This is a genomic window from Pseudomonadota bacterium, from assembly GCA_038533575.1.
Classification (GTDB): domain Bacteria; phylum Pseudomonadota; class Alphaproteobacteria; order Rhodobacterales; family Rhodobacteraceae; genus Shimia_B.
In genome coordinates, this window is the sequence record JBCAYL010000001.1 from 187,429 (window position 1) to 208,590 (window position 21,162).

Here is a 21,162-nt window from a genome sequence, read left to right on the forward strand (position 1 = left end):
AGGATCAGCACGATGAGGAGCAGCCAGCTCAGGTTTTGCAGCGCTTTACCGGACATTGCCCCTCACTCGTCTCCATGCACTTTACCATAGGTATGACGGCCGTGAACTACCAGTTCTCCTCATCCATTTTGCGTCGCCGCCCGTTCGGCGGAGAGCTTCCTGCGGTAGCGCGACTGGATGATCTCCACGGCGAAAAGCACGATCACCGCGAAGTAGAACGTCGTCTTTGACATGGGCACGATGGCAAAGCCGAAGACGCGGAGCGCGAGGTCGTTGTCATGGGTCGTGTGGCTGGCCACGTCGGCGCTCACGGCGGATTCGGCCGCATGGGCGGCGGCGACGCCGGCCTCGCCGATGAGCACCACGCCCACGATGAGCAGGATAAAGAGCCCAAGCACCTCGTAGGCGCGGTTTTTCTCGATGAAGGCTGTCACCCCGTCAGCGAGGAGCAGCATGGCGAGCCCCGACAAGAGGATCGCCGTGGCCAGCACGATGAAGACATCCGTGATCGCGATGGCCGACAGGACCGAATCGAAGGAAAAGATCAGGTTCATCAGTACGATGAGGGTGATGACCTGCGCCGCGGATTTCGACGATTTGCCTTCGACGTCGGTGTGGAGGTGCTCGATCGTCAGCAGATGCGTGATCTCCTTGACGGCCGTGTACATGATGAAGACGCCGCCGAAGAGGAAGACGATGGTGGCGAAATTCACACCGCCTTCGATGACGCCCTCCCAGTCGAAGACGAAGAAGGGCGCGGCCAGCGCGTCAAGCAGCTGGACCATGGCGAAGAGGAGCACCACGCGCAGCGCCACCGCGATGATGATGCCCCAGAAGCGCACGGTCTTCTGCTGGGCCAGCGGCGCGCGCTGGGACTCGATCGAGATGTAGAGGAGATTGTCGAACCCGAGCACCGCCTGCAGGAAGCAGAGCATCAGCAGGTTACCCAGGTTTTCGAAGGTCAGGAGCTCGGCCATGGGAATGCATCCGTGAAAAGGTCTGTTCTCCAATGCTTAGGGCCGGGAGCGGGGCAAAGATAGCCCTCGGGTTGTGCCACTATGGCGGTGCTTGGAGCAAAGAGAGGAGGCCCCGGATCAGGCCACGGATCAGGTCCCGGGCGCGCGTCCGACAGCCGTGGGACGCGGTGCCTAGCCGCGCGGGCCTTGTCTGCGGCGGCGCGGCTGAAGCTTGGGCTTCGTGGACCATCCCATCTGGTCGGCGAGGACGCGCTGACGCACCTCCTCCACCTCGCCCGCCTTCAGCTCGCGCAGCTGAAAGGGCCCGTAGCTCACCCGGATCAGGCGGTTCACGGTGAGGCCGATCGCCTCGGCGGCTCGGCGGATCTCGCGGTTCTTGCCCTCGCGCAGCGCGATGGTGAGCCAGGCATTGGCGCCCTGCTGGCGGTCGAGTGTGACCTGCATGGGCTGGAAGCGCTCACCGTCCACCGCGAGGCCCATGCGCAGCGGCTCCAGGGTCTCGTCCTTGGGGCTGCCATTCACGCGGACGCGGTAGCGGCGCAGCCAGCCCGTGGCAGGCAGCTCGAGCTTGCGCTTAAGCTCGCCGTCGTTCGTCAGAAGCAGCAGCCCCTCGGAATTGAGATCGAGGCGGCCCACGCTCATCACCCGGGGCAGATGCGCGGGCAGGTTGGCAAAGACCGTGTCGCGGCCCTTCTCGTCGCGCTCGGTCGTCACGAGGCCCGGGGGCTTGTGATAGAGCCAGAGCCGCGCGGGCTCGGCCTCCTTGATGGGCTGGCCATCCACGGTGATCTTGTCGGCGGCGGTCACGTTGCGCGCGGGCGAGGTCAGGACCTCGCCGTTCACCGCCACGCGGCCCCGCGCGATCATCTCCTCCGCGCCCCGGCGCGAGGCCACGCCCGCACGGGCGAGCACCTTGGCGATCCTGTCGCCGGGTTTTGCCGTCTCTGCCATGGCGCGGGCCTAGCGCACCCCTTGCCCCGCGCCAAGGGCGATGCGATGCGAAGGGATGGAACGCTTTCCCCATATGCGCCGCGCGCTGGAGCTCGCGCGCGCCGCCGCGGAGGCGGGCGAGGTGCCCGTCGGCGCTGTGCTTGTCGGCCCGGACGGCGCGGTCCTTGCGGAGGCGCGCAACCGGATGCGCGAGCGCCGGGACCCGACGGCCCATGCCGAGATCGATGCCATCCGCGCCGCCTGCGCGGCGCTGGGCGCCGAGCGGCTACCGGGGGCGGAGCTCCACGTGACGCTCGAGCCCTGCCCGATGTGCGCCGCGGCCATCTCCGCGGCACGGATCGCGCGGCTCCATTACGGGGCATCGGATCCGAAATCGGGCGGGGTCGAGCGGGGGCCGCGGGTCTTCTCGCATCCCCAGGCGCATCACGTGCCGGAGATCTACGACGGCATCCTGGCGGCCGAGGCCGCAGCACTGCTCAGGGCGTTTTTCGGCGCGCGCCGATAGGCATGGCGTGGGGGCCAGCCCCCACAGCCCCGAGGTACGGGGCACAAAGAAACCGGGCAGCGAAAGAAAGTCGTCAACGGCACCCGGGGCATGTGGGGCGCGCGCGGCGGCGCGTGGTCTCGGCTTCTTTGTGCCTCGTACCTCCCCCGGAGGGCCCCTGCCGCCCAAGGCGCTTCGCCCTGCCTGTCGGGCGCAGGGGAAGCAGGGATGTGGCCGCCCTCAGAGGTCGAGCGGGACCATCACTTCGGGTTCCCGCACATCGACGCCTGGGAGCGCGGCCTCGAGCGGGGCCGCGGATTGGGCGAGGGCGGGGAAGGTGCGGTAGTGCTGCGGGATCACCGTCTTGAACGAGAAATAAGTCTTTGCCGCGTAGGCGGCCTCTTCCATGCCCATCGTGTAGTAGCCGCCCGCGCAGAGGATGCCGATCTCGGGTTTGTAGAAATCGCCCATCCAGGCCATGTCGGCCATGATCGTCGTGTCTCCGGAAAAGTAGAGTGTCCTGCCCTCGCCGGTGACCATGAAGCCCGTGGGGTCTCCCGCGTAGAAGCCCTTCTCCCCGATTGTCGAGGAGTGGGAGGCGGGCACCATGGCGACGCGCACGTCGCCCACTGCGATGGTGCCGCCCTTGTTATAGGCGTGGCCTTCGACGGCGCCGGCCGCGGCGAGATGCTTGACGAGCTCGACCATGCCCGAGACCGGCGCGCCCGTGGCGGCACTCACGTCCGCGAGGCCGCTCACATGGTCGAAATGGCCGTGGGTGGCGAGAATATGCGTGGCGCCCGCCGTGGCGGCGGCGGCATCCTGACCCTCCATCATCGGGTTCCCCTCGAGCCAGGGATCGATGAGGATCACCTCCCCCGCGATCTCGAGCCGCCACGAGGCGTGGCCCAGCCATGTGAGTTTCATGTCGACCTCCCTATCTTGCAGCGCAACGCTACCACGGGGAGGTCCTGCGGCAATGAACTGGATGGAGCAGATCGACGGCTACTGCGAGCGGGTGGACTTCACCTATTGGGCCGAGCCGGTGAACGCACTGACGAATGCGGCCTTTCTCGTGGCGGCTTTCATCATGTACCGGCGGGTGCAGGGCACGGGCCTTCCCATCGCCTATCTCCTCATCGCGATCCTCGCGGCGATCGGCGTGGGCTCCTACCTCTTTCACACCCACGCCACGGTCTGGGCGGTGACGGCGGACGTGGTGCCCATCGGGCTTTTCATCCTGCTCTACCTTTTCGCGGTGGGGCTCCACTACCTGCATTGGCCCCGGTGGGCAGCGCTCCTGCTCACGGCAGCCTTTGTGCCCTTCGCGGCGCTCGTCGTGCCGCTCATCGAGCGGCTGCCCTTCTTCGCGATCTCGAACTTCTACTGGACGGTGCCGATCCTCCTTCTGCTATTCGCCCCGCTCGTGGCGCGGGAGAACTTTCAGACCGCGCGGGGGATGATCCTCGGCGCGCTTCTCCTGTCGGTCTCGATCTCGGTGCGGTCGGTGGACGAGATCATCTGCGACGACTTTCCGCTCGGCTCGCATTTCCTCTGGCATCTTCTCAACGGGCTCATGCTGGGCTGGATGATCGAGGTTTATCGGCGCCACATGGTTGGCAATCCCGCGCCTGCCCGCTAGGACGCGGATCGACCCTTTCGGAGGACGTGATGGCCATCGATACCGACACCGCGGCCAAGGTCGCCAAGCTCGCGCGGATCCGCGTGGAAGAGGAGCGTCTGCCCGCGCTGGCGGATGAATTCAGCGCGATCCTCGGCTTCATCGAGCAGCTCTCGGAGGTGGACGTGGACGGAGTGGAGCCCATGGTCTCTGTCACGCCCATGCGCCTCAAGCGCCGCGCGGATGTGGTGACCGATGGCAGCCAGGCCGAGGCGGTGCTGAAGAACGCGCCTGACGCGCGCGAGGGCTTTTTTGCCGTGCCCAAGGTGGTGGAATGAGCGATCTTTCGAAGATGACGATCGCGGCGGCGCGGGATGCGCTGCGCGCGGGCGAGGTGACCTCGGCGGAACTCACGGAGGCCTGTCTCGGGGAGGCGGAGGCCGCGGGCGCGCTCGGCGCCTTCGTGCACCACACGCCCGAGATCGCGCGGGCCCAGGCCGCGGCGGCGGATGCACGCATCGCGGCGGGCGATGCGCCCGCCATGTGCGGCATTCCGCTCGGGATCAAGGATCTCTTTTGCACGAAGGGTGTTCCTTCCCAGGCGGCCTCCAGGATCCTCGAAGGCTTCAGGCCCGAATACGAAAGCACGGTCACGTCCAAGCTCTTTGACGCGGGCGCGGTCATGCTGGGAAAGCTCAACATGGACGAATTCGCCATGGGCAGCTCGAACGAGACCTCCGTCTACGGCAACGCCGTCAACCCCTGGCGCGCGGGAAACTCGGATGCCGCGCTCACGCCCGGCGGCTCCTCCGGCGGCTCGGCGGCGGCGGTGGCAGGCGGGCTCTGCCTCGGTGCCACTGGCACAGATACCGGCGGCTCGATCCGCCAGCCCGCGGCTTTCACCGGCATCACGGGGCTTAAGCCCACCTATGGCCGCGTGTCGCGCTGGGGGATCGTGGCCTTTGCCTCCTCCCTCGACCAGGCGGGGCCCATGGCGCGCTCCGTGCGCGATTGCGCGATCATGCTGGGCGCGATGGCGGGCCACGATGAAAAGGATTCGACCTCTGCCGATCTGCCCGTGCCGAATTTCGAAGCGGCGCTCACCGGCGACATCAAGGGCAAGGTCATCGGCATCCCCAAGGAATACCGCATGGAGGGCATGCCCGCCGAGATCGAGGCGCTCTGGGCCGAGGGCCGCGCGATGCTCGAGGATGCGGGCGCCGTGATCCGCGACATTTCCCTGCCGCACACGAAATACGCGCTGCCGGCCTATTACGTGATCGCGCCAGCGGAGGCCTCCTCCAATCTCGCGCGCTACGACGGGGTGCGCTTTGGCCATCGCGCCAAGCTCGACCAGGGCGACGGCATCACCGAGATGTACGAGAAAACACGCGCCGAGGGTTTCGGCGCAGAGGTCCAGCGCCGCGTCATGGTGGGGACCTACGTGCTCTCCGCCGGGTTCTACGACGCCTACTACAACCGCGCGCGGAAGGTGCGGGCGCTGATCAAGAAGGATTTCGACGATGTCTTCGCCGCAGGCGTGGACGCGATCCTGACACCGGCCACGCCATCGGCGGCCTTCGAGCTCGGGAAGACATTCGACGATCCGGTGGAGATGTATCTCAACGATGTCTTCACCGTGACGGTGAACCTCGCGGGCCTGCCGGGCATCTCCGTCCCCGCGGGGCTCGATGGCGCGGGTCTGCCGCTGGGGCTTCAGCTCATCGGGCGGCCTTGGGAAGAGGGCGATCTGCTCAACACGGCCTTCGCGCTCGAGAGGGCGGCGGGCTTTTCCGCCACGCCTGCGCGGTGGTGGTAGGGGCGGCCGTGGTCGGCGCTTGGACGGCCCGTCGCGCTGGCATGGCCCGCCGCACTGGCATGGCCCGCCGCGAGCCTGTATGACGCATCAAAGCGCGAGAGGTCCCATGCGTGGAGCAGTGATCATCGGTTTCCTGGCCCTGGCGGCCTGTGCCCCAACCGTCCCTGATTCGGGCTCGGGCGTGGGCTTCGGCAGTCCTGACGAGTTTCTCGCCGCCCAGGCGGCGCGCGACGCCGCGCTGCGCCGCTCGATCAGCCAAGACGGGGTGACGAATGTGCCTTCGCCGCCGCCGCCTACGGCAAATGACCCCGCTCTCAATGGGACCGCCGCGGCGGCCGCGACCGCGCCAGAGGCCACGGACCGCGCGCCCACCGGCATCTCTGACGAGCAGAATTTCGATGCCGTCTCGGAACGAGAAACGATTGAGAGCGACGCCGCGCGCATCGCGGCCAACCGCGCGGCCTTCGAGGTCGTGGCGCCCACGGCACTGCCGTCGCGCACGGGCGCGGGGCCCAATATCGTGGAATACGCGCTGCGAACGACGAATAGCGTGGGGCAATCGCTCTACCGCCGCTCGGGGCTCTCCAATCGCAATCGGCACTTGCGCAACTGCGCCGAATTCCCCAGCGCCGACATCGCGCAGCAGACCTTCCTCGCTGCCGGCGGCCCCGAACGCGACCGGCGCAACCTCGATCCCGATGGCGACGGCTTCGCCTGCGCCTGGGATCCCGCGCCCTTCCGCGTGGTGGGCAACTGAGCGCGCCCCTCTGGCACCCGTCGCCCAATTTCGGGCCGCGCCGGGACGGGCTCACGCCGCACCTGATCGTCCTCCACTACACCGCCATGACGCCCGCGAGCGCAGCGCTCGAGCGGCTGTGCGACCCCGCGCATGAGGTCTCGGCGCACTACGTGATCGGCGAGGACGGGACGCTCTGGCAGCTCGTGGACGAGGAGATGCGCGCTTGGCATGCAGGCGCGGGCAGCTGGCAGGGACAGGAGGACATCAATTCCCGCTCCATCGGGATCGAGATGGTCAATGACGGTCACGCGCCCTATGCCGCGCCGCTGATGGCGACGCTCGAGGCGCTTTTGCCCGGGATCATGGCGCGCTGGGGCATCACGGCGGACGGCGTGATCGGGCATTCGGACATGGCGCCGGGCCGCAAGATCGATCCCGGCGCGCATTTCGACTGGGCCCGGCTCGCGGCGCTGGGCCTTGCACGGGCGCGCCGGCCCGCTTAAGCGCGGGGCGCGCGGGTGGCTGGATGGCCGAGGGGCATGCGCCTCTAGGAAAGTCCGGACTCCACGAGGCGACGGTGCCGGGTAACGCCCGGCGGGGGAGACCCCAGGGAAAGCGCCACAGAAATCAGACCGCCCGGCATGCCGGGTCAGGGTGAAACGGTGGGGTAAGAGCCCACCGCCGGGCTGGCAACAGCGCGGGCATGGCAAGCCCCACCGGGAGCAATGCCGAATAGGGATCCCGCCGGCCGCCTCGGCCTGGGATCCGGGTAGGCAGCTAGAGGTGTCTGGCAACAGGCATCCCAGAGGAATGGCCATCTATCCGCGCGCGAGCGCGGTGGACAGAATCCGGCTTATAGGCCACCCGCGCCAAACGCCCTTCATAGGGCGTCAAAGCCCCTTGGAAGGAGCTTGAGCCGTTTAGAAACGGCGTGGCGCTTCGCTGTTGACTTGGCCGCTCGGGCGGATAGAAGGCAGCACTCAGATTGCACCAGGCTCAAAGGGCCTGACGAGGAGACGACACGATGGCAAAGCCCACCACGATCAAGATCCGGCTCAACAGCACCGCGGGCACGGGCCACTTCTATGTGACGAAGAAAAACGCACGTACGATGACCGAGAAGATGGTGATCAAGAAGTACGACCCCGTCGCGCGCAAGCATGTCGAGTACAAGGAAGGCAAGATCAAGTAAGCCTGACTTGGACGACCCTGAAAGAGCCGCGCTTCGAAGCGCGGCTTTTTTCGTTTTAAGGGATCCCCCGTTATGGACAGCTGCCCCTTTTGTGAGATCGCCGCCTCGGAGCGGGATACATGCCGCGCCTGGGAGACGGAGACCCTCGCCTTGTTCGCGGATCACCGCCCGATCCGCGAGGGCCATGTCCAGATCGTCACCCGCGCGCACTACGAGACCTTCGATTGCCTCCCCGCGCCGCTGGCGACGGAGATGGTGCTGCTGGGTCAGCGTATCGCGCGCGTGCAGAAGGCGCTCTACAACGTCGAGCGGGTGGGGTTCGTGTTCACCGGCAACGAGGCGGCGCATGTCCATGCCCATGTCCTCCCGCTCCATGCCAGCGACGACATCACCTCGGCCCGGTATGGCACGGGCGCAGCGCGATATGTCTCTCCTGCCGAGCAGGCGAAGGTCGCAGCACAGCTGCGGCTGGCCCTTGCCGCGCGCTCCGCGTCAGACCCCGCGTTCAGGCCCGGGGCCGATGTCTGAGCTCCTGATCCGCCCGGCCACGCCGGCAGATACGGCCGCCGTCGACGCGCTTCTCCAGCGCTCTTATCCCCGGCTCCTGAAGGCCGATTACCCGCCCTCGGTGCTCGTGGCCGCGATCCCGGCGATGACCCGGGCGCGCCCTTCGCTGATGGCCTCGGGCACATACTACCTGGCCGAAGAAGACGGCACCGTCCTCGGGGCAGGGGGCTTCACCGTAAATCGGCGGCGCGCGCGCTGGGGAGACATTCGCCATGTCGTCACCGACGACCGGCACCTGCGGCGCGGGATCGGGCGCGCTCTCATGGCGCATACCTTCGCGGAGGCGCGTGGCGCGGGGCTGCGCGCGTTGGAATGCTGGGCCACGCTCACTGCGGTGCCGTTCTACGAGGCGGTTGGCTTCGAGCAGGTGGAGCCCATGGTCGTCCAACTGCAAGGGGCCATCGATTTCCCGGCCATGCGGATGCAGCGCGCGCTGTGAGGCGGGTGATGATCATCGGGCAGCCCGGCGCCGGCAAATCCACGCTCGCACGGGCGCTCGGCGCGCGCACCGGGCTGCCGGTCGTGCATCTCGATCACATTCACTGGCAGACGGGCTGGGTGCCGCGGCCCATGGCCGAGAAGATCCCCATGGCGCGCGCCCGCGAGGAAGAGGACGCCTGGATCATCGAGGGCGGGCTTTCGACGACGTGGCCCTCGCGGCTCGCGCGGGCGGACATGCTCGTCTGGATCGACGTGGGGCTCTGGCTTCGGCTCTGGCGTGTGCTCGCGCGCTCTTGGCGCTACCGGGGACGCACAAGGCCCGATCTGCCGGAGGGATGCCCGGAGCAGTTCAACGCCGAGACGGTGGCTTTCATCTGGTTCATCTTGCGGACGTGGCGCTCCGGGCGGGCTCGCATGGCACGGGAGTTCGCGGCCTTCACCGGGGCCAAGGTGCGCTTGCGCGGCGTGGCGGAGACGGAGGCCTGGCTGGCGAGCCTGCGCTGAGCATGGCGGGACGGCGCTCGCTTGCGCATCGCCCCGCCCACCATCCCCGGCGATTGGCGCGCGCGTCAGGAGGCGGCATTCAAAAATGAAAAAGGCCGCCCCGGAGGGCGGCCTTCTTTTCGTTGCCGGTCTCGGCTGCTTATTCCTGGTTGCCCAGGAAGAAGAGCAGGAACTGGAACATGTTGAGGAAGTTCAGGTACATGCTCAGCGCGCCGTGGATGGCAGACTTGTCCAGCCATTCCTGGTCACCGTACTGCGCATGCGCCACGTACTCGCTCTTGATGTTCTGCGTGTCGTAGGCGGTGAGGCCCGCGAAGATCAGCACGCCGATCGCGGAGATCGCGAACATGAACGCCGGCGACGATATGCCGAAGAACGCCCCCAGCACGATGTTGAGGATCATCGCCACGATGAGGCCAATGAGGCCCATCATGAGGAACGTGCCCCAACCGCTGAGGTCTTTCTTCGTCGTGTAGCCGTAGAGGCTGAGACCCGCGAAGGCGATGGCCGTCACGAGGAAGGTCTGCGTGATCGAGAACGCCGTGTAGACGATGAAGATCGAGCTCAGCGACAGGCCGATGAGCGTGGCGAACACGAAGAAGAAGAGCTGTGCGCCGGACGCGGAAGCGCGGCGCATGACCGTGCCCATACCGAGAAAGAGCACGGCGAGCGGGGCAAACATGATCACCCAGCGCAGCGGGCTCAGATAGATCGCGGAGCCGAGCGCCGTGAGCAGCGTGCCGTTTTGCAGCTGCACGGTGGCGCTGGCCGGATCCGTCGTCGTCGCGAGGCCGGAAATCGCCCATGCCACGAGTGCCGTGATCAGCATGCCCACGGACATCGTGCCGTAGACCTTGTTCATGTGGGCGCGGAGCCCTGCGTCGATCTCAGCCGAGCGGGCGCCGGTCGACGTCCGGATGGTCTGATACTCTGCCATTTAGTCCTCCAAAAAGGTTCCCTGAGAGAGCCCCTTTTCGGGGCGCTTGCTTCTCGTCAGAATATTGGCAGCCTGACCCAGCATTTCAAGCGTTTGAGCGCCGCAGGGGCCGCTCAGCAGCGCCAATGCGCCGGGACGTCCCAAAAAGAGCGATTTGCTTCGGATTGTGCCTGTTCGCGCGTCAATCCGATGTCTTCAAGGGCATCGGCATCGAGGCTGCCGAGCGCCTGGCGCGTGCGGGCGACGGTGAGCAGGTGCAGGAACTGCCCGAAGCGGGATTGCGTGGCGCGCCGGGGGAGTGTGCGGGTCGCGTGGTCGGTGAAAAAGGTCATTGTTCGATCCTCCTAGGTGATCAATGCGTGGGGTCGTATGAAGATGCTTGATACTATGGCCCCGATTGATGCATAGGAAAAATGAATGATAGTTGGCTGATGCATCAAGGAGAGTGATATGCCGCGCAATCTCGATCTCACCGCCCTTCGATCCTTCGTTGCCGTCGCCGATCTCGGCGGGGTGACCCGCGCGTCTGGCGCCCTCAACCTCACGCAGTCCGCCGTCTCCATGCAGCTCAAGCGCCTGGAGGAGGCCTTGAATGTGGGGCTCATGGACCGGACCTCGCGGCGCATCGCGCTCACCGCCGCCGGCGAGCAGCTCCTCGGCTATGCACGCCGTATGCTGGCGCTCAACGACGAAGCACTGGGACGGCTCGTGACGGATGCTTACGAGGGAGAAATCACGCTGGGCGTGCCCCATGACATTGTCTACCCGCACATTCCCCAGATCCTGCAGCGCTTCGCGGCGGAGTTTCCGCGCATGAAGGTGCAGCTCATCTCCTCCTTCACCGAAGGGCTCAAGGCGCAATTCTCCCGCGGCGAGTGCGACCTGATTCTGACGACCGAAAGCGGGCTCGACCGCGGGGGTATGACGCTGCGCGAGGCATCCCTCGTCTGGGTGGGGGCGCCCGGCGGGGCGGCGTGGAAGGCCCGGCCCCTGCGGCTGGCCTTCGAGCATACCTGCATCTTCCGCCGCGACGCGCAGCGCGCGCTCGACAGCGCGAGCATCTCCTGGGAGATGGCGGTGTCGTCCGACAGTACGCGGACCATCGAGGCATCGGTAAGCGCGGATCTCGCCGTCCACGCCATGCTTGACGGCTCAGAACCCGCGCATTTCGAGCGCATCGCCCACCAGGGCGCGCTGCCGGAGCTGTCGACGCACAAGGTCAATCTCTACCGGCAGGCCTCGAAGGGGGCCGAGCCCCTCGCGGCGCTCACGGCCATGATCGCGGAGGCTTACAAGCGCGGCTAAGGCGGGGCTCGATTACAGGGCCATGGCGCCAGGGGACCTGTCACTGGGTCATCGTCACCACGGCCTTGCCTGTCACCTCCCGGCGGCGGAGTGCCTCCAGCGCCTGAGGCGCCTCTGCAAGCGGGACGGACAGCCCGATATGGGGCGTGACACGGCCTTCCGCGAAAAGCTCCATGAGAGCGGCGAGGGAGGCGCGCATCGGGGCGGGGTCAAAGGACGCGTAGCCGCCCCAGTAAAAGCCGTGCACGGCGATGTTCTTGACGAGAAGATGGTTGAGCTTGACCTCCGGCACAGTGCCGGAGGCGAAGCCGATGACGAGGTAGCGCGCCCCCCTGCGGCAGGCGCGAAGGGCGGCCTGCGCGAGGTCGCCGCCCACGGGGTCATAGACGATATCGGCCCCGTGGCCGCGCAGCTTCGCGGCAAGCTCGGGGTCTTCGGCATCGATGAGGTGATGCGCTCCGGCGGCTTTGGCCACGGCGAGCTTGTCCGCGCCACGGGCGACGGCGATGACCTCCGCCCCGAGGACCGCGCCGATCTCGACGGCCGTGAGCCCCACGCCCCCGGCGGCCCCGAGCACCACGAGCCTTTCGCCCGGTTGGAGCGCCGCCCGGTGGGTCAGCGCGAGGTGCGAGGTGCCATAGGCGATCTGGAAGGCCGCGGCCTGCGCCGCTGTCATGGCCTCAGGCAGGGGCAGGCAGGCCTCCGCCGGGGCCACCAGATATTCTGCAAGCCCGCCGAAATTCCCGAAAACGGCCACGCGCTGCCCGGGCTCGAGCCCCGCGACGTCGCCGCTCACCGCGTCGATCACGCCCGCGGCCTCGAGGCCCAGCGTGAAGGGGGGCTCCGGCGTCTCCTGATATTCGCCGCGGATCATCAGCAGATCGGCGAAATTGAGCCCGCAGGCCTCCACGCGGAGACGGATCTGCCCAGGCCCGGGCGCGGGCATTTCCCGTTCCACGAGTGTCGGGGCGATCTTGAATTCGGTGACGTCCAAAGCGCGCATCGCGGGCCCTCCCTGGCGGCACCTAGCCGTGCGCTCGCGGGCGATGCAAGCGCGGCAATGACGTGAGGGTCATGCATTAGACGGGCGAGTCACCGCTTGTTTTGAACAAAAGCGCCTAAAATTTAGGCAGAACACGTCCGTATACCGGTGTCCAACCGGGCTTTACCCCGTTTCAACCGACCCCAACCTAACAAAACGTCAGGTTGTGCGGCGTCTCGGCCCTCGTGCTACAAGTGTGGCGCACGAAGCGGGGGGTGATCGCTGTCGTGTCGTGACGAGGTATTAGGGAGTACACGATGAAACATCCTGTGGATGTGCATGTTGGTAAACGCATTCGCCACCGTCGGTGGATGCTTGGGATGACGCAACAGCAGCTGGCTGAAGCGGTGGGGATCAAGTTCCAGCAGATCCAGAAGTACGAAACCGGGATGAACCGCGTGAGCGCATCTCGGCTGTGGGATATCGCCGAGCGCCTCGAGGTCCCGGTGAGCTTTTTCTTCCAGGGTTTGGACGGGGCTGACGAAGCCGCGGCGGAGCATGCCGAGGGCGGGACGCCCAACGATCTGATGGCGGATCGCGAGGCGATGGAGCTCGTGCGCTCTTACTACGCGATCCCCGAAAATCAGCGCCGTCGGCTCTTCGAGCTCGCGCGCGTGCTCTCCGACGTCGCCTGAGGGCGCTGTCGGTGCGACTGTATTGAGCCTCAGGTGCCGCGCAGCAATTTGTGGCTGCCCGGCACGTGATGCTTGACCGTACAATCCCCGCTCCGTAGCCCGACAGAAGATAGTCGGGAGCGGAGCGTGGATGACGCCCTCAAATCAGAGCTGAGACGCGTGGCCCATGCCTGCGCCGATGCCGCTGCCGTGGAGACGCTCCGTCATTTCCGCGCCGTGGGCCTCACCGCTGACAACAAGGATGCCTCCGCTTTCGACCCTGTGACCGAAGGCGACCGCGCCGCGGAGGCCGCGATCCGCGCGGTGCTGCGCGCGGCGCGCCCCGAAGACGGCATCCTCGGTGAGGAAGAGGGCGAGACCCCCGGCACGAGCGGGCTGACTTGGGTGCTCGACCCGATCGACGGCACCCGTGGCTACCTCTCCGGCACGCCCACCTGGGGCACGCTCATCGCGATCTCGGACGCGCGCGGCCCGCTCTACGGGATCGTTGCACAGCCCTATATCGGCGAGTGCTTCGAGGGCGGGTTCGGCCACGCACAACTCACGGCGCAGGGTGGCACGCGCCCGCTCAAGACGCGCCGCACAGAAACGCTCTCGGACGCGATCCTTTTCACCACCTTTCCAGAAGTGGGCACGCCGGACGAGCGCGCCGCTTTCGAGCGCGTGGCGTCCCGCGCGAAGCTCACGCGCTACGGCATGGATTGCTATGCCTATGCCCTGGTGGCCGGTGGGCATGCGGATCTCGTCATCGAGGCCGGGCTCAATGCCTACGACATCCAGGCCCCCATCGCGGTCGTGGAGGCCGCTGGCGGCATCGTCACGGATTGGGAGGGCAGGCCGGCCCATGGCGGCGGGCGCGCCGTTGCCGCGGCCAATGCCACGCTTCACAAGGCCGCCCTCGAGGCGCTGAATGCCCGCTGAGCGGATCATCCGCGGGGCCGCGCGCCTCGTGACGATGGACGGCGACCGGCGCATCCTCGAGGGTGAGGACATCCGCATCAGTGACGGCATTATCGCCGAGATCGGCCCCGGCCTCTCCGCGCCTGACGCTGAGGTGACCGACGCGCGCGGCTGCGTTCTCACGCCGGGCCTCGTGAACACCCACCACCATCTCTACCAGACGCTCACCCGAGCGGTGCCCGCCGCGCAGGACGCAAGCCTCTTCGGCTGGCTCCAGACGCTCTACCCCATCTGGGCGCGCATGGTGCCCGAGGATTTCCATGCCTCCACGCAGATAGGTCTTGCCGAGCTCGCGCTCTCGGGCTGCACGACCTCCTCGGATCACCTCTACCTTTATCCCAACGGCGCGCGGCTCGACGACACCATCCACGCCGCCGCGGAGGTGGGGCTCCGCTTCCATCCCACGCGCGGGTCCATGTCCATCGGCGAAAGCGCGGGCGGACTGCCCCCCGACAGCCTCGTCGAGGACGAGCCCGCCATTCTCGAGGATTGTCAGCGCGTCATCGATACGTTTCACGACCCGGCGCCCGGCGCGCTCTGCCGGGTGGGCGTCGCCCCCTGCTCGCCCTTCTCGGTGAGCCGCGAGCTCATGCGGGACGCGGCCGCCTTGGCGCGGGAGAAAGGCGTGATGCTCCACACGCACCTCGCCGAGAACGACGAGGACATCGCCTATTCGCTGGAGATGTTCGGCTGCCGCCCGGGGCAATATGCCGAAGAGCTCGGCTGGGTGGGGCGCGATGTCTGGCATGCCCATTGTGTGAAGCTCGACGAAGGCGAGATCGCGCTTTTCGCGCGGACGGGGACGGGCGTGGCCCATTGCCCCTGCTCGAATTGCCGGCTGGCCTCAGGCATCGCGCCGGTCCGCGCGATGCGGGATGCGCGCGTGCCCGTGGGGCTCGGCGTCGATGGTTCGGCCTCCAACGACGCGGGATCGCTCGTCGACGAGGCGCGCCAGACGCTGCTATTGCAACGGCTCGTGCACGGGGCGGGTGCCATGGGGCCCATGGAGGCGCTGGAGATCGCCACGCGGGGTGGCGCGGAGGTGCTGGGCCGCGATGACGAGATCGGTCAGCTCGCCGTCGGATACAGGGCCGATATCGCCATCTGGGACGTGAGCGGCGTGGAAAGCGCCGGAAGCTGGGACGTCGCCACGCTCCTTCTCGCGGGGCCGCGCCGGGTGCGGGAGCTCTTCGTGGAGGGCAGGGAGATCGTCCGGTGCGGCGAGATCGTGAGCTTTGATCTCTCCCGGGCACTCAGGGCGCAGGCGCGGAGCCTCGAGAGGCTCATGGGATGAGCGACGCGCTGCTCTCCAACCATTGGGGTCTCGGGCAGGCCCGGTTGGAGAACGGGCGCATCATTTCTGTCACGGGCCACCCGCTCGATCCCGAGCCTTCGCCGCTCAATGACAACATCGCGGGATCGCTGCACGGTCCCACACGGGTGCTGCGGCCCGCCGTCCGGCAAGGCTGGCTCGACGGGGGCGGCACGCGCGGGCAGGGGCCTTTCGTGGAGGTCAGTTGGGACCGCGCGCTCGATCTCATCGCTGGCGAGCTCACCCGGATCCGCGCCAACCATGGCAACGAGGCCATCTTTGCAGGCTCCTACGGCTGGGCGAGCGCGGGCCGCTTTCATCACGCCCAGAGCCAGCTCAAGCGCTTTCTCAATTGCATCGGTGGGTTCGTGGGCTCGGAGGGCAATTACAGCTACGGCGCGGCCATGGGGGCGATGCCGCACATCCTCGGCGGTCCCTTCAAGCAGATGCTCGCGGAGGCCACGCGCTGGCCCGTCATCGCGCGCCATGCCGATCTCGTCGTCTCTTTCGGCGGGCTCGCCGCGCGCAACATGGAGATCTGCGACGGGGGCAATGGGCGCCACCTCATCCCCGAGGCGCTCCGCACCTGCCGGAGGCGCGGGGTGCGCTTCGTCAACCTGAGCCCGCTCCGCAGCGACATGGCAGAAGACCTCGAGGCCGAGTGGCTCCCGCCACGGCCGGGTACGGACGCCGCGATCATGCTCGCGCTGGCGCAGACGCTCAGGGAGGAGGGGCTCCACGCGCAGGACTTCCTCGAGCGCTACACGGTCGGATCTGCCCAAGTGGCCGCCTATCTCGAGGGCACGGATGACGGCATCCGAAAGGATGCGGATTGGGCGGCAGCGATCTCCGGCATTCCCGTCGACACCCTGCGGAGCCTTGCGCGGCGCATGGCGGTGGGCACCACATTCATCACCTGCGCGGCCGCGCTGCAGCGTGCCGATTGGGGCGAGGATACACTCTGGGCGGCGGTGACGCTCGCGGCCTTTCTCGGCCAGATGGGAACGCCGGGCGGCGGGCTGGGCCTCGCCTACGCGGTCAATGGGCATGTGGGCGCCGTGGATCGGCCTTTTAGGGCGGCGGCCCTGCCGCAGGGCCAGAACAAGGTCGCGGCGCGGATCCCCGTCGCGATGATCGCCGACATGCTGCTCGATCCCGGCGGGCGCTACTGGGTGGGCGGCGCGGCGCGGCGCTTTCCCCATGCACGGCTCGTCTGGTGGGCCGGGGGAAATCCCTTCCATCATCACCAGGACCTCCGCCGCCTCGCCCGCGCCTTCCAGGCGCCGGAGACGGTCGTCGTCAACGAGATCAGCTGGACGGCCACAGCGCGCCACGCCGACATCGTGCTCCCCGTGGCCGCACCGGAGGAGCGGACGGATTTCGGGGCAGGGCGCTCGGACACCGTGCTCGTGCCCATGCGACAGGCCGTGGCCCCACCCGGCGAGGCGCGGACGGAATTCTCGATCTACGCCGCGCTGGCCCAGCGGCTCGGCGTGGCCGAGGACTTCACCGAGGGGCGGGACGAGGCCGCCTGGCTCGCGCATCTTTGGGCACTGACACAGGCCACAGCGGCCGAGCATGGCGAGACGCTGCCGAGCTGGGAGGCCTTTCTCGCCGGTGAGCCTCTGCTGCTCGATGATCCGAGGGACGAGACCGTCTTTCTCGCCGCGTTCCGCGCGGACCCGGAGGCGCATCCCCGCGCCACGCCCTCTGGCAGGATCGAGCTCTACTCGGAGGCCGTGGCAGGCTTCGGCCGCGCGGGGCATGCGCTCTACCGACCACCGCGGGAGGCGCCCGAGGCGGGCACGCTGGCGCTCCTCTCCGGCCAGCCGCCCACTCGGCTCCATTCCCAGCATGATGCGGGCGCGCTCAGCCAGCGGGCAAAGGTGGCCGGGCGCGAGGCAGTGCTGATCCACCCGGAGGATGCAGCCGTGCGCGGGGTGGCAGACGGCGATGTCGTGGAACTCTCGAGCCCGCGCGGGCGCTGCCTTGCCGGTGCGCGTCTCACCGAGTCCATCGCCCCCGGTGCGGTCTTCCTCCCCACCGGCGCGTGGTACGATCCCGACGCGGAGGGCCATTGCATCCACGGCAATCCGAACGTGCTGACGCGGGACACGCGCACCTCTGACTGGACCCAAGGGACGGCCGCGCATTCCTGCCGGGTCCGGCTGGCGAAGTTCGAGGGTCAGGCGCCGCCGGTGCGCGCCCACGCGCCGCCAGACGTCACCGGCTGACGCGCTCTCCCATCACCCAGACATCGGCCACCGCGCGGTCGTCGCCCATCATGATCGTGGGAAAGATCGCCTCCCACCCGGCCTCGGCGTTGTCGTGGCGTTGGGCGAGGGCCGGGGTGGAGGCGAGATCGAGCACGCAGATATCAGCCTCCGCGCCCACGGCCAGCCGACCGATCGTGCCCTCCAGGTGGAGCACCCGCGCCGAGCCTTCGGTGGCGAGCCAGAGGAGCTGGGCGGGGTGGAGCGGCTGCCCGCGGAGTTGCGCAATCTCGTAGGCGGCCGCCATCGTCCGCAGCATCGAAAAGGAGGAACCGCCCCCGGTATCGGTGGCAAGGCCCACGCGGCACGTCTCCGCGAGGCCCATCTCGAAGAGGCCTGACCCGATGAAGGTATTGGACGTGGGGCAATGGACGAGGCCCGCGCCGGCTTCTCGAATGCGGTCGATTTCCCGGCTTTCGAGGTGGATCGCGTGGCCCAGCACCGCGCGCGCGCCGAAGAGGCCGTGGCGCTCGTAGACGTCGAGGTAATCGCGGCTGCCCGGAAAGAGCTCCCTGACCCAGGCCACTTCCTCGCGTTGCTCAGAGATATGGGTCTGCATGAGGCATTCGGGATGCTCGCGCCAGAGCGCGCCGAGGGCCTCGAGCTGGGCTTCGCTCGAGGTGGGCGCGAAGCGCGGCGTGATGACGTAGCCCGCCCGCCCGCGGCCGTGCCAAGCGGTGAGCAGGGCTTTTGACTCGTCATAGGCCCGCGCGGCGGTGTCCACGAGGCCTTCGGGCGCGTTCCTGTCCATGCAGGTCTTGCCCGCGAGCACGCGCATACCCCGTGCCTCCGCGGCCTCGAAGATCGCCGTGACCGAGGCTGGGGCGGTCGTGGCATAGGTGCAGACCGTCGTGGTGCCATGGGCCAGCAGCAGATCGAGGTAGCGTCCCGCCACGTCAGCCGCATGGGCCGGATCGGCGAAGCGCATTTCCTCGGGGAAGGTGTAGGTGTTGAGCCAGTCGATGAGGCGCTTGCCCCAGCTCGCGATCATCTCCGTTTGGGGGTAGTGCGCGTGCGCATCGACAAAGCCGGGCAGGATCAGGCGCGCGCCGTAATCCACCACCTGTGCGTCAGGATGGGCCGCGCGGAGCGCCGTGCCCGCGCCCACCGCCGCGATGCGGCCGTCCTCCACGAGGACAGCGCCATCTGCCCGAAGCTCGGTCAAATCCTCCCACGGGGCCTCGAAAGGACTGCCGGTAAAGCGCAGGGTCTGGCCAAGAAGGAGGTGTTTCGACATATCCAAGCGTGCGTAGCCTTCCCATCGGGCGCGCACAACACCGGAGGGGCCATGGCCGAGAACGCCGCAGAGACCGAGGACCAGGAGGGCTATGAGCTCGACGATCGCCTCTTGCCGCAGGTGCGCGCGGCCCTCGCCGAGCGCGACCGCGCCGCGCTCGACGTGCTGTTCGAGCCGCTCCATCCCGCTGACATCGCCGACCTGCTTGAGCAGATGGACAGCGGGCCGCGCCGCGAGCTTCTGGAACTCGCCGCCGACATCGTCGATGGCGAGGTGCTCTCGGAGATCACCGAGGGTGTGCGGGAGGAGATCATCGAGTTCCTCCCAGCCGCGGTGCTCTCGGAGGCCGTGCGCGACCTCGACAGTGACGATGTCGTCGACATTCTCGAGGATCTCGAAGAGCCCCAGCAAGAGGCGATCCTCGAGGCGCTCGACGATGCGGACCGTGTGGCGGTGGAGCAATCGCTCTCCTACCCCGAGGAATCCGCAGGCCGCCTCATGCAGCGCGAGGTCGTCATGGCGCCCGAGCATTGGAGCGTGGGCGAGGCCATCGATTTCCTGCGGGCCTCCGACGACCTGCCGGAGCAATTCTACCACGTCATCCTCGTGGACCCGCGGATGCGGCCCACGGCCTATGTCACCCTCGGGCGTCTCCTGGGCTCGAAGCGCGAGGTCAGGCTCAAGGAAATCACCGAGGACAGCTTTCGCACCATCCCCGTCGATCAGGACGAGGGCGAGGTGGCCTATGCCTTCAACCAGTATCACCTGATCTCCGCGCCCGTGGTGGATGCCGATGAGCGGCTCGTGGGCGTGATCACCATCGACGATGCCATGATCGTCCTCGACGAGGAGCACGAGGAGGACATCCTGCGCCTCGCGGGTATCAACGAGGGCACGCTCAGCGACCGCGTAGTAGAAACAACGAAGCGCCGCTTCCCCTGGCTCTTCGTCAATCTGATTACGGCGATCCTCGCCTCCCTCGTCATCGCGCAGTTCGATGCCGCCATCGCGCAGATCGTGGCGCTTGCCGTGCTCATGCCCATCGTGGCCTCCATGGGCGGCAATGCGGGGACGCAGTCGCTCACCGTGGCCGTGCGCAGCATCGCCACGAAGGACCTCACGGGCTCCAATGTCTGGCGCGTGATCCGGCGCGAATGCCTGGTGGGCCTGGTGAACGGCGTGATTTTCGCCGTCGTGATGGGGATTGTGGGCGTGATCTGGTTCGGCTCGCCCGCCTTGGGCGGCGTGATTGCCGCGGCCATGGTGATCAACCTCGTCGTGGCGGGCCTCGCCGGGACGGCGATCCCCGTGATCCTCGACAAGCTCGGCATCGACCCCGCGCTCGCCTCGGGCGCCTTCGTGACGACGGTGACCGATGTGGTCGGCTTTTTCGCCTTTCTCGGCCTCGCCGCCGCCGTCCTGCTGTGACCCTCGCAGACGCCAAGGCAGAGGCGCGACGCGCCGCCTTGGCCCGGCGCAAAGCCGCCCACGGTTCGCTGCCCGCCGCCGGGCATCTCTCGAGCTTTCTGGCGGGCTTTCGCGGCGTGGCGGTCGCGGGCTACATGCCTATCAACACCGAGATCGACCCCCTCCCGGCCATGGAGGAGGCCGCGGCCCACGGGCCCGTGGCGATCCCGGTCATCGCGGGAACGGGACAGCCCCTGACTTTCGCCCGCTGGGAGCCCGGCATGGCGCTGGTCGAAGGCCCGTTCAAGGCCCGCATCCCGGCAGAGCCTGACTTCATAGCGCCTGAGATCGTCATCGTGCCGCTCGTGGCCTTCACGCGCGCCGGCGGGCGGCTGGGCTATGGCGGGGGGTTCTATGACCGGACGCTGGAGGCCCTGCGCGCCGCGCGGCCCACGCTGGCCGCAGGCTTTGCCTATGCCGCGCAGGAGGCGCACGAGCTGCCGCTCGAGCCTACGGACCAACCGCTCGATCTCATCATCACCGAGGCAGAGGTGATCGACTTGAGGTGACGCCCGGGCCTTGGCCCGTCCCCGGCGCGACCCGTGCCGGCAGGTCCGCGTCCCTCTCATTGCATCCGCGCCAGGCAGAAATGTGTTCCGCGCCGCGCCAGGGGGCGCTAGGCTCGGGATATTGCGCTGAAGCTTCGGCTTCTTTGTGCTCTGTACCTCGGGGGGGTGGGGGCTGGCCCCCACTCCCGCC

Annotated in this window: 23 protein-coding genes, 1 other RNA gene and 1 pseudogene; 18 read left to right on the forward strand and 7 right to left on the reverse strand. The window is 67.8% G+C overall.

Annotated features, from left to right (window positions below; all coding sequences use genetic code 11):
- Window positions 1-119 precede the first annotated feature (119 nt).
- Together AAFM92_01030 and AAFM92_01035 are read right to left on the reverse strand one after the other, a co-directional pair.
- The gene (locus tag AAFM92_01030) at window positions 120-977 is read right to left on the reverse strand and encodes a tellurium resistance protein TerC (GenBank protein ID MEL7298942.1); all 858 of its coding nucleotides are present in this window, start codon (window positions 975-977) and stop codon (window positions 120-122) included.
- 171 nt (window positions 978-1,148) lie between these two features.
- On the reverse strand, window positions 1,149-1,928 hold the full coding sequence (locus AAFM92_01035; protein MEL7298943.1) for a pseudouridine synthase: 780 nt from the start codon (window positions 1,926-1,928) through the stop codon (window positions 1,149-1,151).
- A 55-nt stretch (window positions 1,929-1,983) separates the two neighbouring features.
- Between AAFM92_01035 and AAFM92_01040 the strand changes: the two genes are divergently transcribed.
- Entirely contained in the window at window positions 1,984-2,433 is a 450-nt protein-coding gene (locus tag AAFM92_01040) for a nucleoside deaminase (protein ID MEL7298944.1), read from the forward strand.
- A 219-nt stretch (window positions 2,434-2,652) separates the two neighbouring features.
- Here the strand turns inward: AAFM92_01040 and AAFM92_01045 are convergent, their stop codons facing one another.
- Complete coding sequence (locus tag AAFM92_01045) at window positions 2,653-3,339, reverse strand: metal-dependent hydrolase (protein MEL7298945.1); 687 nt, start codon at window positions 3,337-3,339, stop codon at window positions 2,653-2,655.
- Window positions 3,340-3,391: 52 nt separating this feature from the next.
- Here AAFM92_01045 and AAFM92_01050 point away from each other — a divergent pair, with 52 nt between their 5' ends.
- The 10 genes and pseudogenes from AAFM92_01050 (at window position 3,392) to AAFM92_01095 (ending at window position 9,295) form a co-directional block, all read left to right on the forward strand.
- Window positions 3,392-4,054, forward strand: coding sequence for a ceramidase domain-containing protein (locus AAFM92_01050; GenBank protein ID MEL7298946.1), 663 nt, complete (start codon window positions 3,392-3,394; stop codon window positions 4,052-4,054).
- A 29-nt stretch (window positions 4,055-4,083) separates the two neighbouring features.
- A complete protein-coding gene (gene gatC, locus AAFM92_01055) occupies window positions 4,084-4,371 on the forward strand; it encodes an Asp-tRNA(Asn)/Glu-tRNA(Gln) amidotransferase subunit GatC (GenBank protein ID MEL7298947.1) in 288 nt (95 codons plus the stop codon).
- Window positions 4,368-5,852 (forward strand): Asp-tRNA(Asn)/Glu-tRNA(Gln) amidotransferase subunit GatA, encoded by a 1,485-nt coding sequence (gene gatA / locus AAFM92_01060; GenBank protein ID MEL7298948.1) that lies wholly within the window; start codon window positions 4,368-4,370, stop codon window positions 5,850-5,852. The genes gatC and gatA overlap by 4 nt, the downstream gene beginning before the upstream one ends.
- Before the next feature lie 106 nt (window positions 5,853-5,958).
- Window positions 5,959-6,609, forward strand: coding sequence for a hypothetical protein (locus AAFM92_01065; protein MEL7298949.1), 651 nt, complete (start codon window positions 5,959-5,961; stop codon window positions 6,607-6,609).
- A pseudogene (locus tag AAFM92_01070) lies at window positions 6,606-7,073 on the forward strand (N-acetylmuramoyl-L-alanine amidase). Before AAFM92_01065 ends, AAFM92_01070 begins: the two are co-directional and overlap by 4 nt.
- A gap of 32 nt (window positions 7,074-7,105) precedes the next feature.
- Window positions 7,106-7,463, forward strand: an RNA gene (rnpB, locus tag AAFM92_01075) — RNase P RNA component class A.
- A gap of 152 nt (window positions 7,464-7,615) precedes the next feature.
- A complete protein-coding gene (rpmG, locus tag AAFM92_01080) occupies window positions 7,616-7,783 on the forward strand; it encodes a 50S ribosomal protein L33 (GenBank protein ID MEL7298950.1) in 168 nt (55 codons plus the stop codon).
- Window positions 7,784-7,855: 72 nt separating this feature from the next.
- Window positions 7,856-8,311: an HIT family protein gene (locus AAFM92_01085; protein MEL7298951.1), complete on the forward strand. Its 456-nt coding sequence runs from the start codon at window positions 7,856-7,858 to the stop codon at window positions 8,309-8,311.
- A complete protein-coding gene (locus AAFM92_01090; protein ID MEL7298952.1) occupies window positions 8,304-8,789 on the forward strand; it encodes a GNAT family N-acetyltransferase in 486 nt (161 codons plus the stop codon). The genes AAFM92_01085 and AAFM92_01090 overlap by 8 nt, the downstream gene beginning before the upstream one ends.
- An 8-nt stretch (window positions 8,790-8,797) precedes the next feature.
- On the forward strand, window positions 8,798-9,295 hold the full coding sequence (locus AAFM92_01095; GenBank protein MEL7298953.1) for a hypothetical protein: 498 nt from the start codon (window positions 8,798-8,800) through the stop codon (window positions 9,293-9,295).
- 139 nt (window positions 9,296-9,434) lie between these two features.
- Here the strand turns inward: AAFM92_01095 and AAFM92_01100 are convergent, their stop codons facing one another.
- Together AAFM92_01100 and AAFM92_01105 are read right to left on the reverse strand one after the other, a co-directional pair.
- Complete coding sequence (locus AAFM92_01100; GenBank protein ID MEL7298954.1) at window positions 9,435-10,232, reverse strand: Bax inhibitor-1/YccA family protein; 798 nt, start codon at window positions 10,230-10,232, stop codon at window positions 9,435-9,437.
- A gap of 113 nt (window positions 10,233-10,345) precedes the next feature.
- The gene (locus tag AAFM92_01105) at window positions 10,346-10,564 is read right to left on the reverse strand and encodes a DUF1127 domain-containing protein (GenBank protein MEL7298955.1); all 219 of its coding nucleotides are present in this window, start codon (window positions 10,562-10,564) and stop codon (window positions 10,346-10,348) included.
- A gap of 118 nt (window positions 10,565-10,682) precedes the next feature.
- On the opposite strand from AAFM92_01105, the gene AAFM92_01110 reads away from it, so the two are divergent.
- On the forward strand, window positions 10,683-11,537 hold the full coding sequence (locus AAFM92_01110; protein ID MEL7298956.1) for a LysR family transcriptional regulator: 855 nt from the start codon (window positions 10,683-10,685) through the stop codon (window positions 11,535-11,537).
- A gap of 40 nt (window positions 11,538-11,577) precedes the next feature.
- Here the strand turns inward: AAFM92_01110 and AAFM92_01115 are convergent, their stop codons facing one another.
- Window positions 11,578-12,540, reverse strand: a complete 963-nt coding sequence (locus AAFM92_01115) for an NADPH:quinone oxidoreductase family protein (GenBank protein MEL7298957.1) — start codon at window positions 12,538-12,540, stop codon at window positions 11,578-11,580.
- A 296-nt stretch (window positions 12,541-12,836) separates the two neighbouring features.
- On the opposite strand from AAFM92_01115, the gene AAFM92_01120 reads away from it, so the two are divergent.
- From AAFM92_01120 to AAFM92_01135, 4 genes are all read left to right on the forward strand, one after another.
- Window positions 12,837-13,214 (forward strand): helix-turn-helix transcriptional regulator, encoded by a 378-nt coding sequence (locus AAFM92_01120; protein ID MEL7298958.1) that lies wholly within the window; start codon window positions 12,837-12,839, stop codon window positions 13,212-13,214.
- Between the two features lie 126 nt (window positions 13,215-13,340).
- Window positions 13,341-14,135: a histidinol-phosphatase gene (gene hisN / locus AAFM92_01125; protein ID MEL7298959.1), complete on the forward strand. Its 795-nt coding sequence runs from the start codon at window positions 13,341-13,343 to the stop codon at window positions 14,133-14,135.
- Entirely contained in the window at window positions 14,125-15,468 is a 1,344-nt protein-coding gene (locus tag AAFM92_01130) for an 8-oxoguanine deaminase (GenBank protein MEL7298960.1), read from the forward strand. Before hisN ends, AAFM92_01130 begins: the two co-directional genes overlap by 11 nt.
- Complete coding sequence (locus AAFM92_01135; protein MEL7298961.1) at window positions 15,465-17,720, forward strand: molybdopterin-dependent oxidoreductase; 2,256 nt, start codon at window positions 15,465-15,467, stop codon at window positions 17,718-17,720. Before AAFM92_01130 ends, AAFM92_01135 begins: the two co-directional genes overlap by 4 nt.
- Here AAFM92_01135 and guaD read toward each other — a convergent pair.
- A complete protein-coding gene (gene guaD, locus AAFM92_01140; protein ID MEL7298962.1) occupies window positions 17,710-18,996 on the reverse strand; it encodes a guanine deaminase in 1,287 nt (428 codons plus the stop codon). The genes AAFM92_01135 and guaD overlap by 11 nt on opposite strands.
- A gap of 51 nt (window positions 18,997-19,047) precedes the next feature.
- Here guaD and mgtE point away from each other — a divergent pair, with 51 nt between their 5' ends.
- The gene (gene mgtE, locus AAFM92_01145) at window positions 19,048-20,424 is read left to right on the forward strand and encodes a magnesium transporter (GenBank protein ID MEL7298963.1); all 1,377 of its coding nucleotides are present in this window, start codon (window positions 19,048-19,050) and stop codon (window positions 20,422-20,424) included.
- Window positions 20,421-20,972 (forward strand): 5-formyltetrahydrofolate cyclo-ligase, encoded by a 552-nt coding sequence (locus tag AAFM92_01150; protein ID MEL7298964.1) that lies wholly within the window; start codon window positions 20,421-20,423, stop codon window positions 20,970-20,972. The genes mgtE and AAFM92_01150 overlap by 4 nt, the downstream gene beginning before the upstream one ends.
- The last annotated feature ends 190 nt before the right edge of the window (window positions 20,973-21,162 follow it).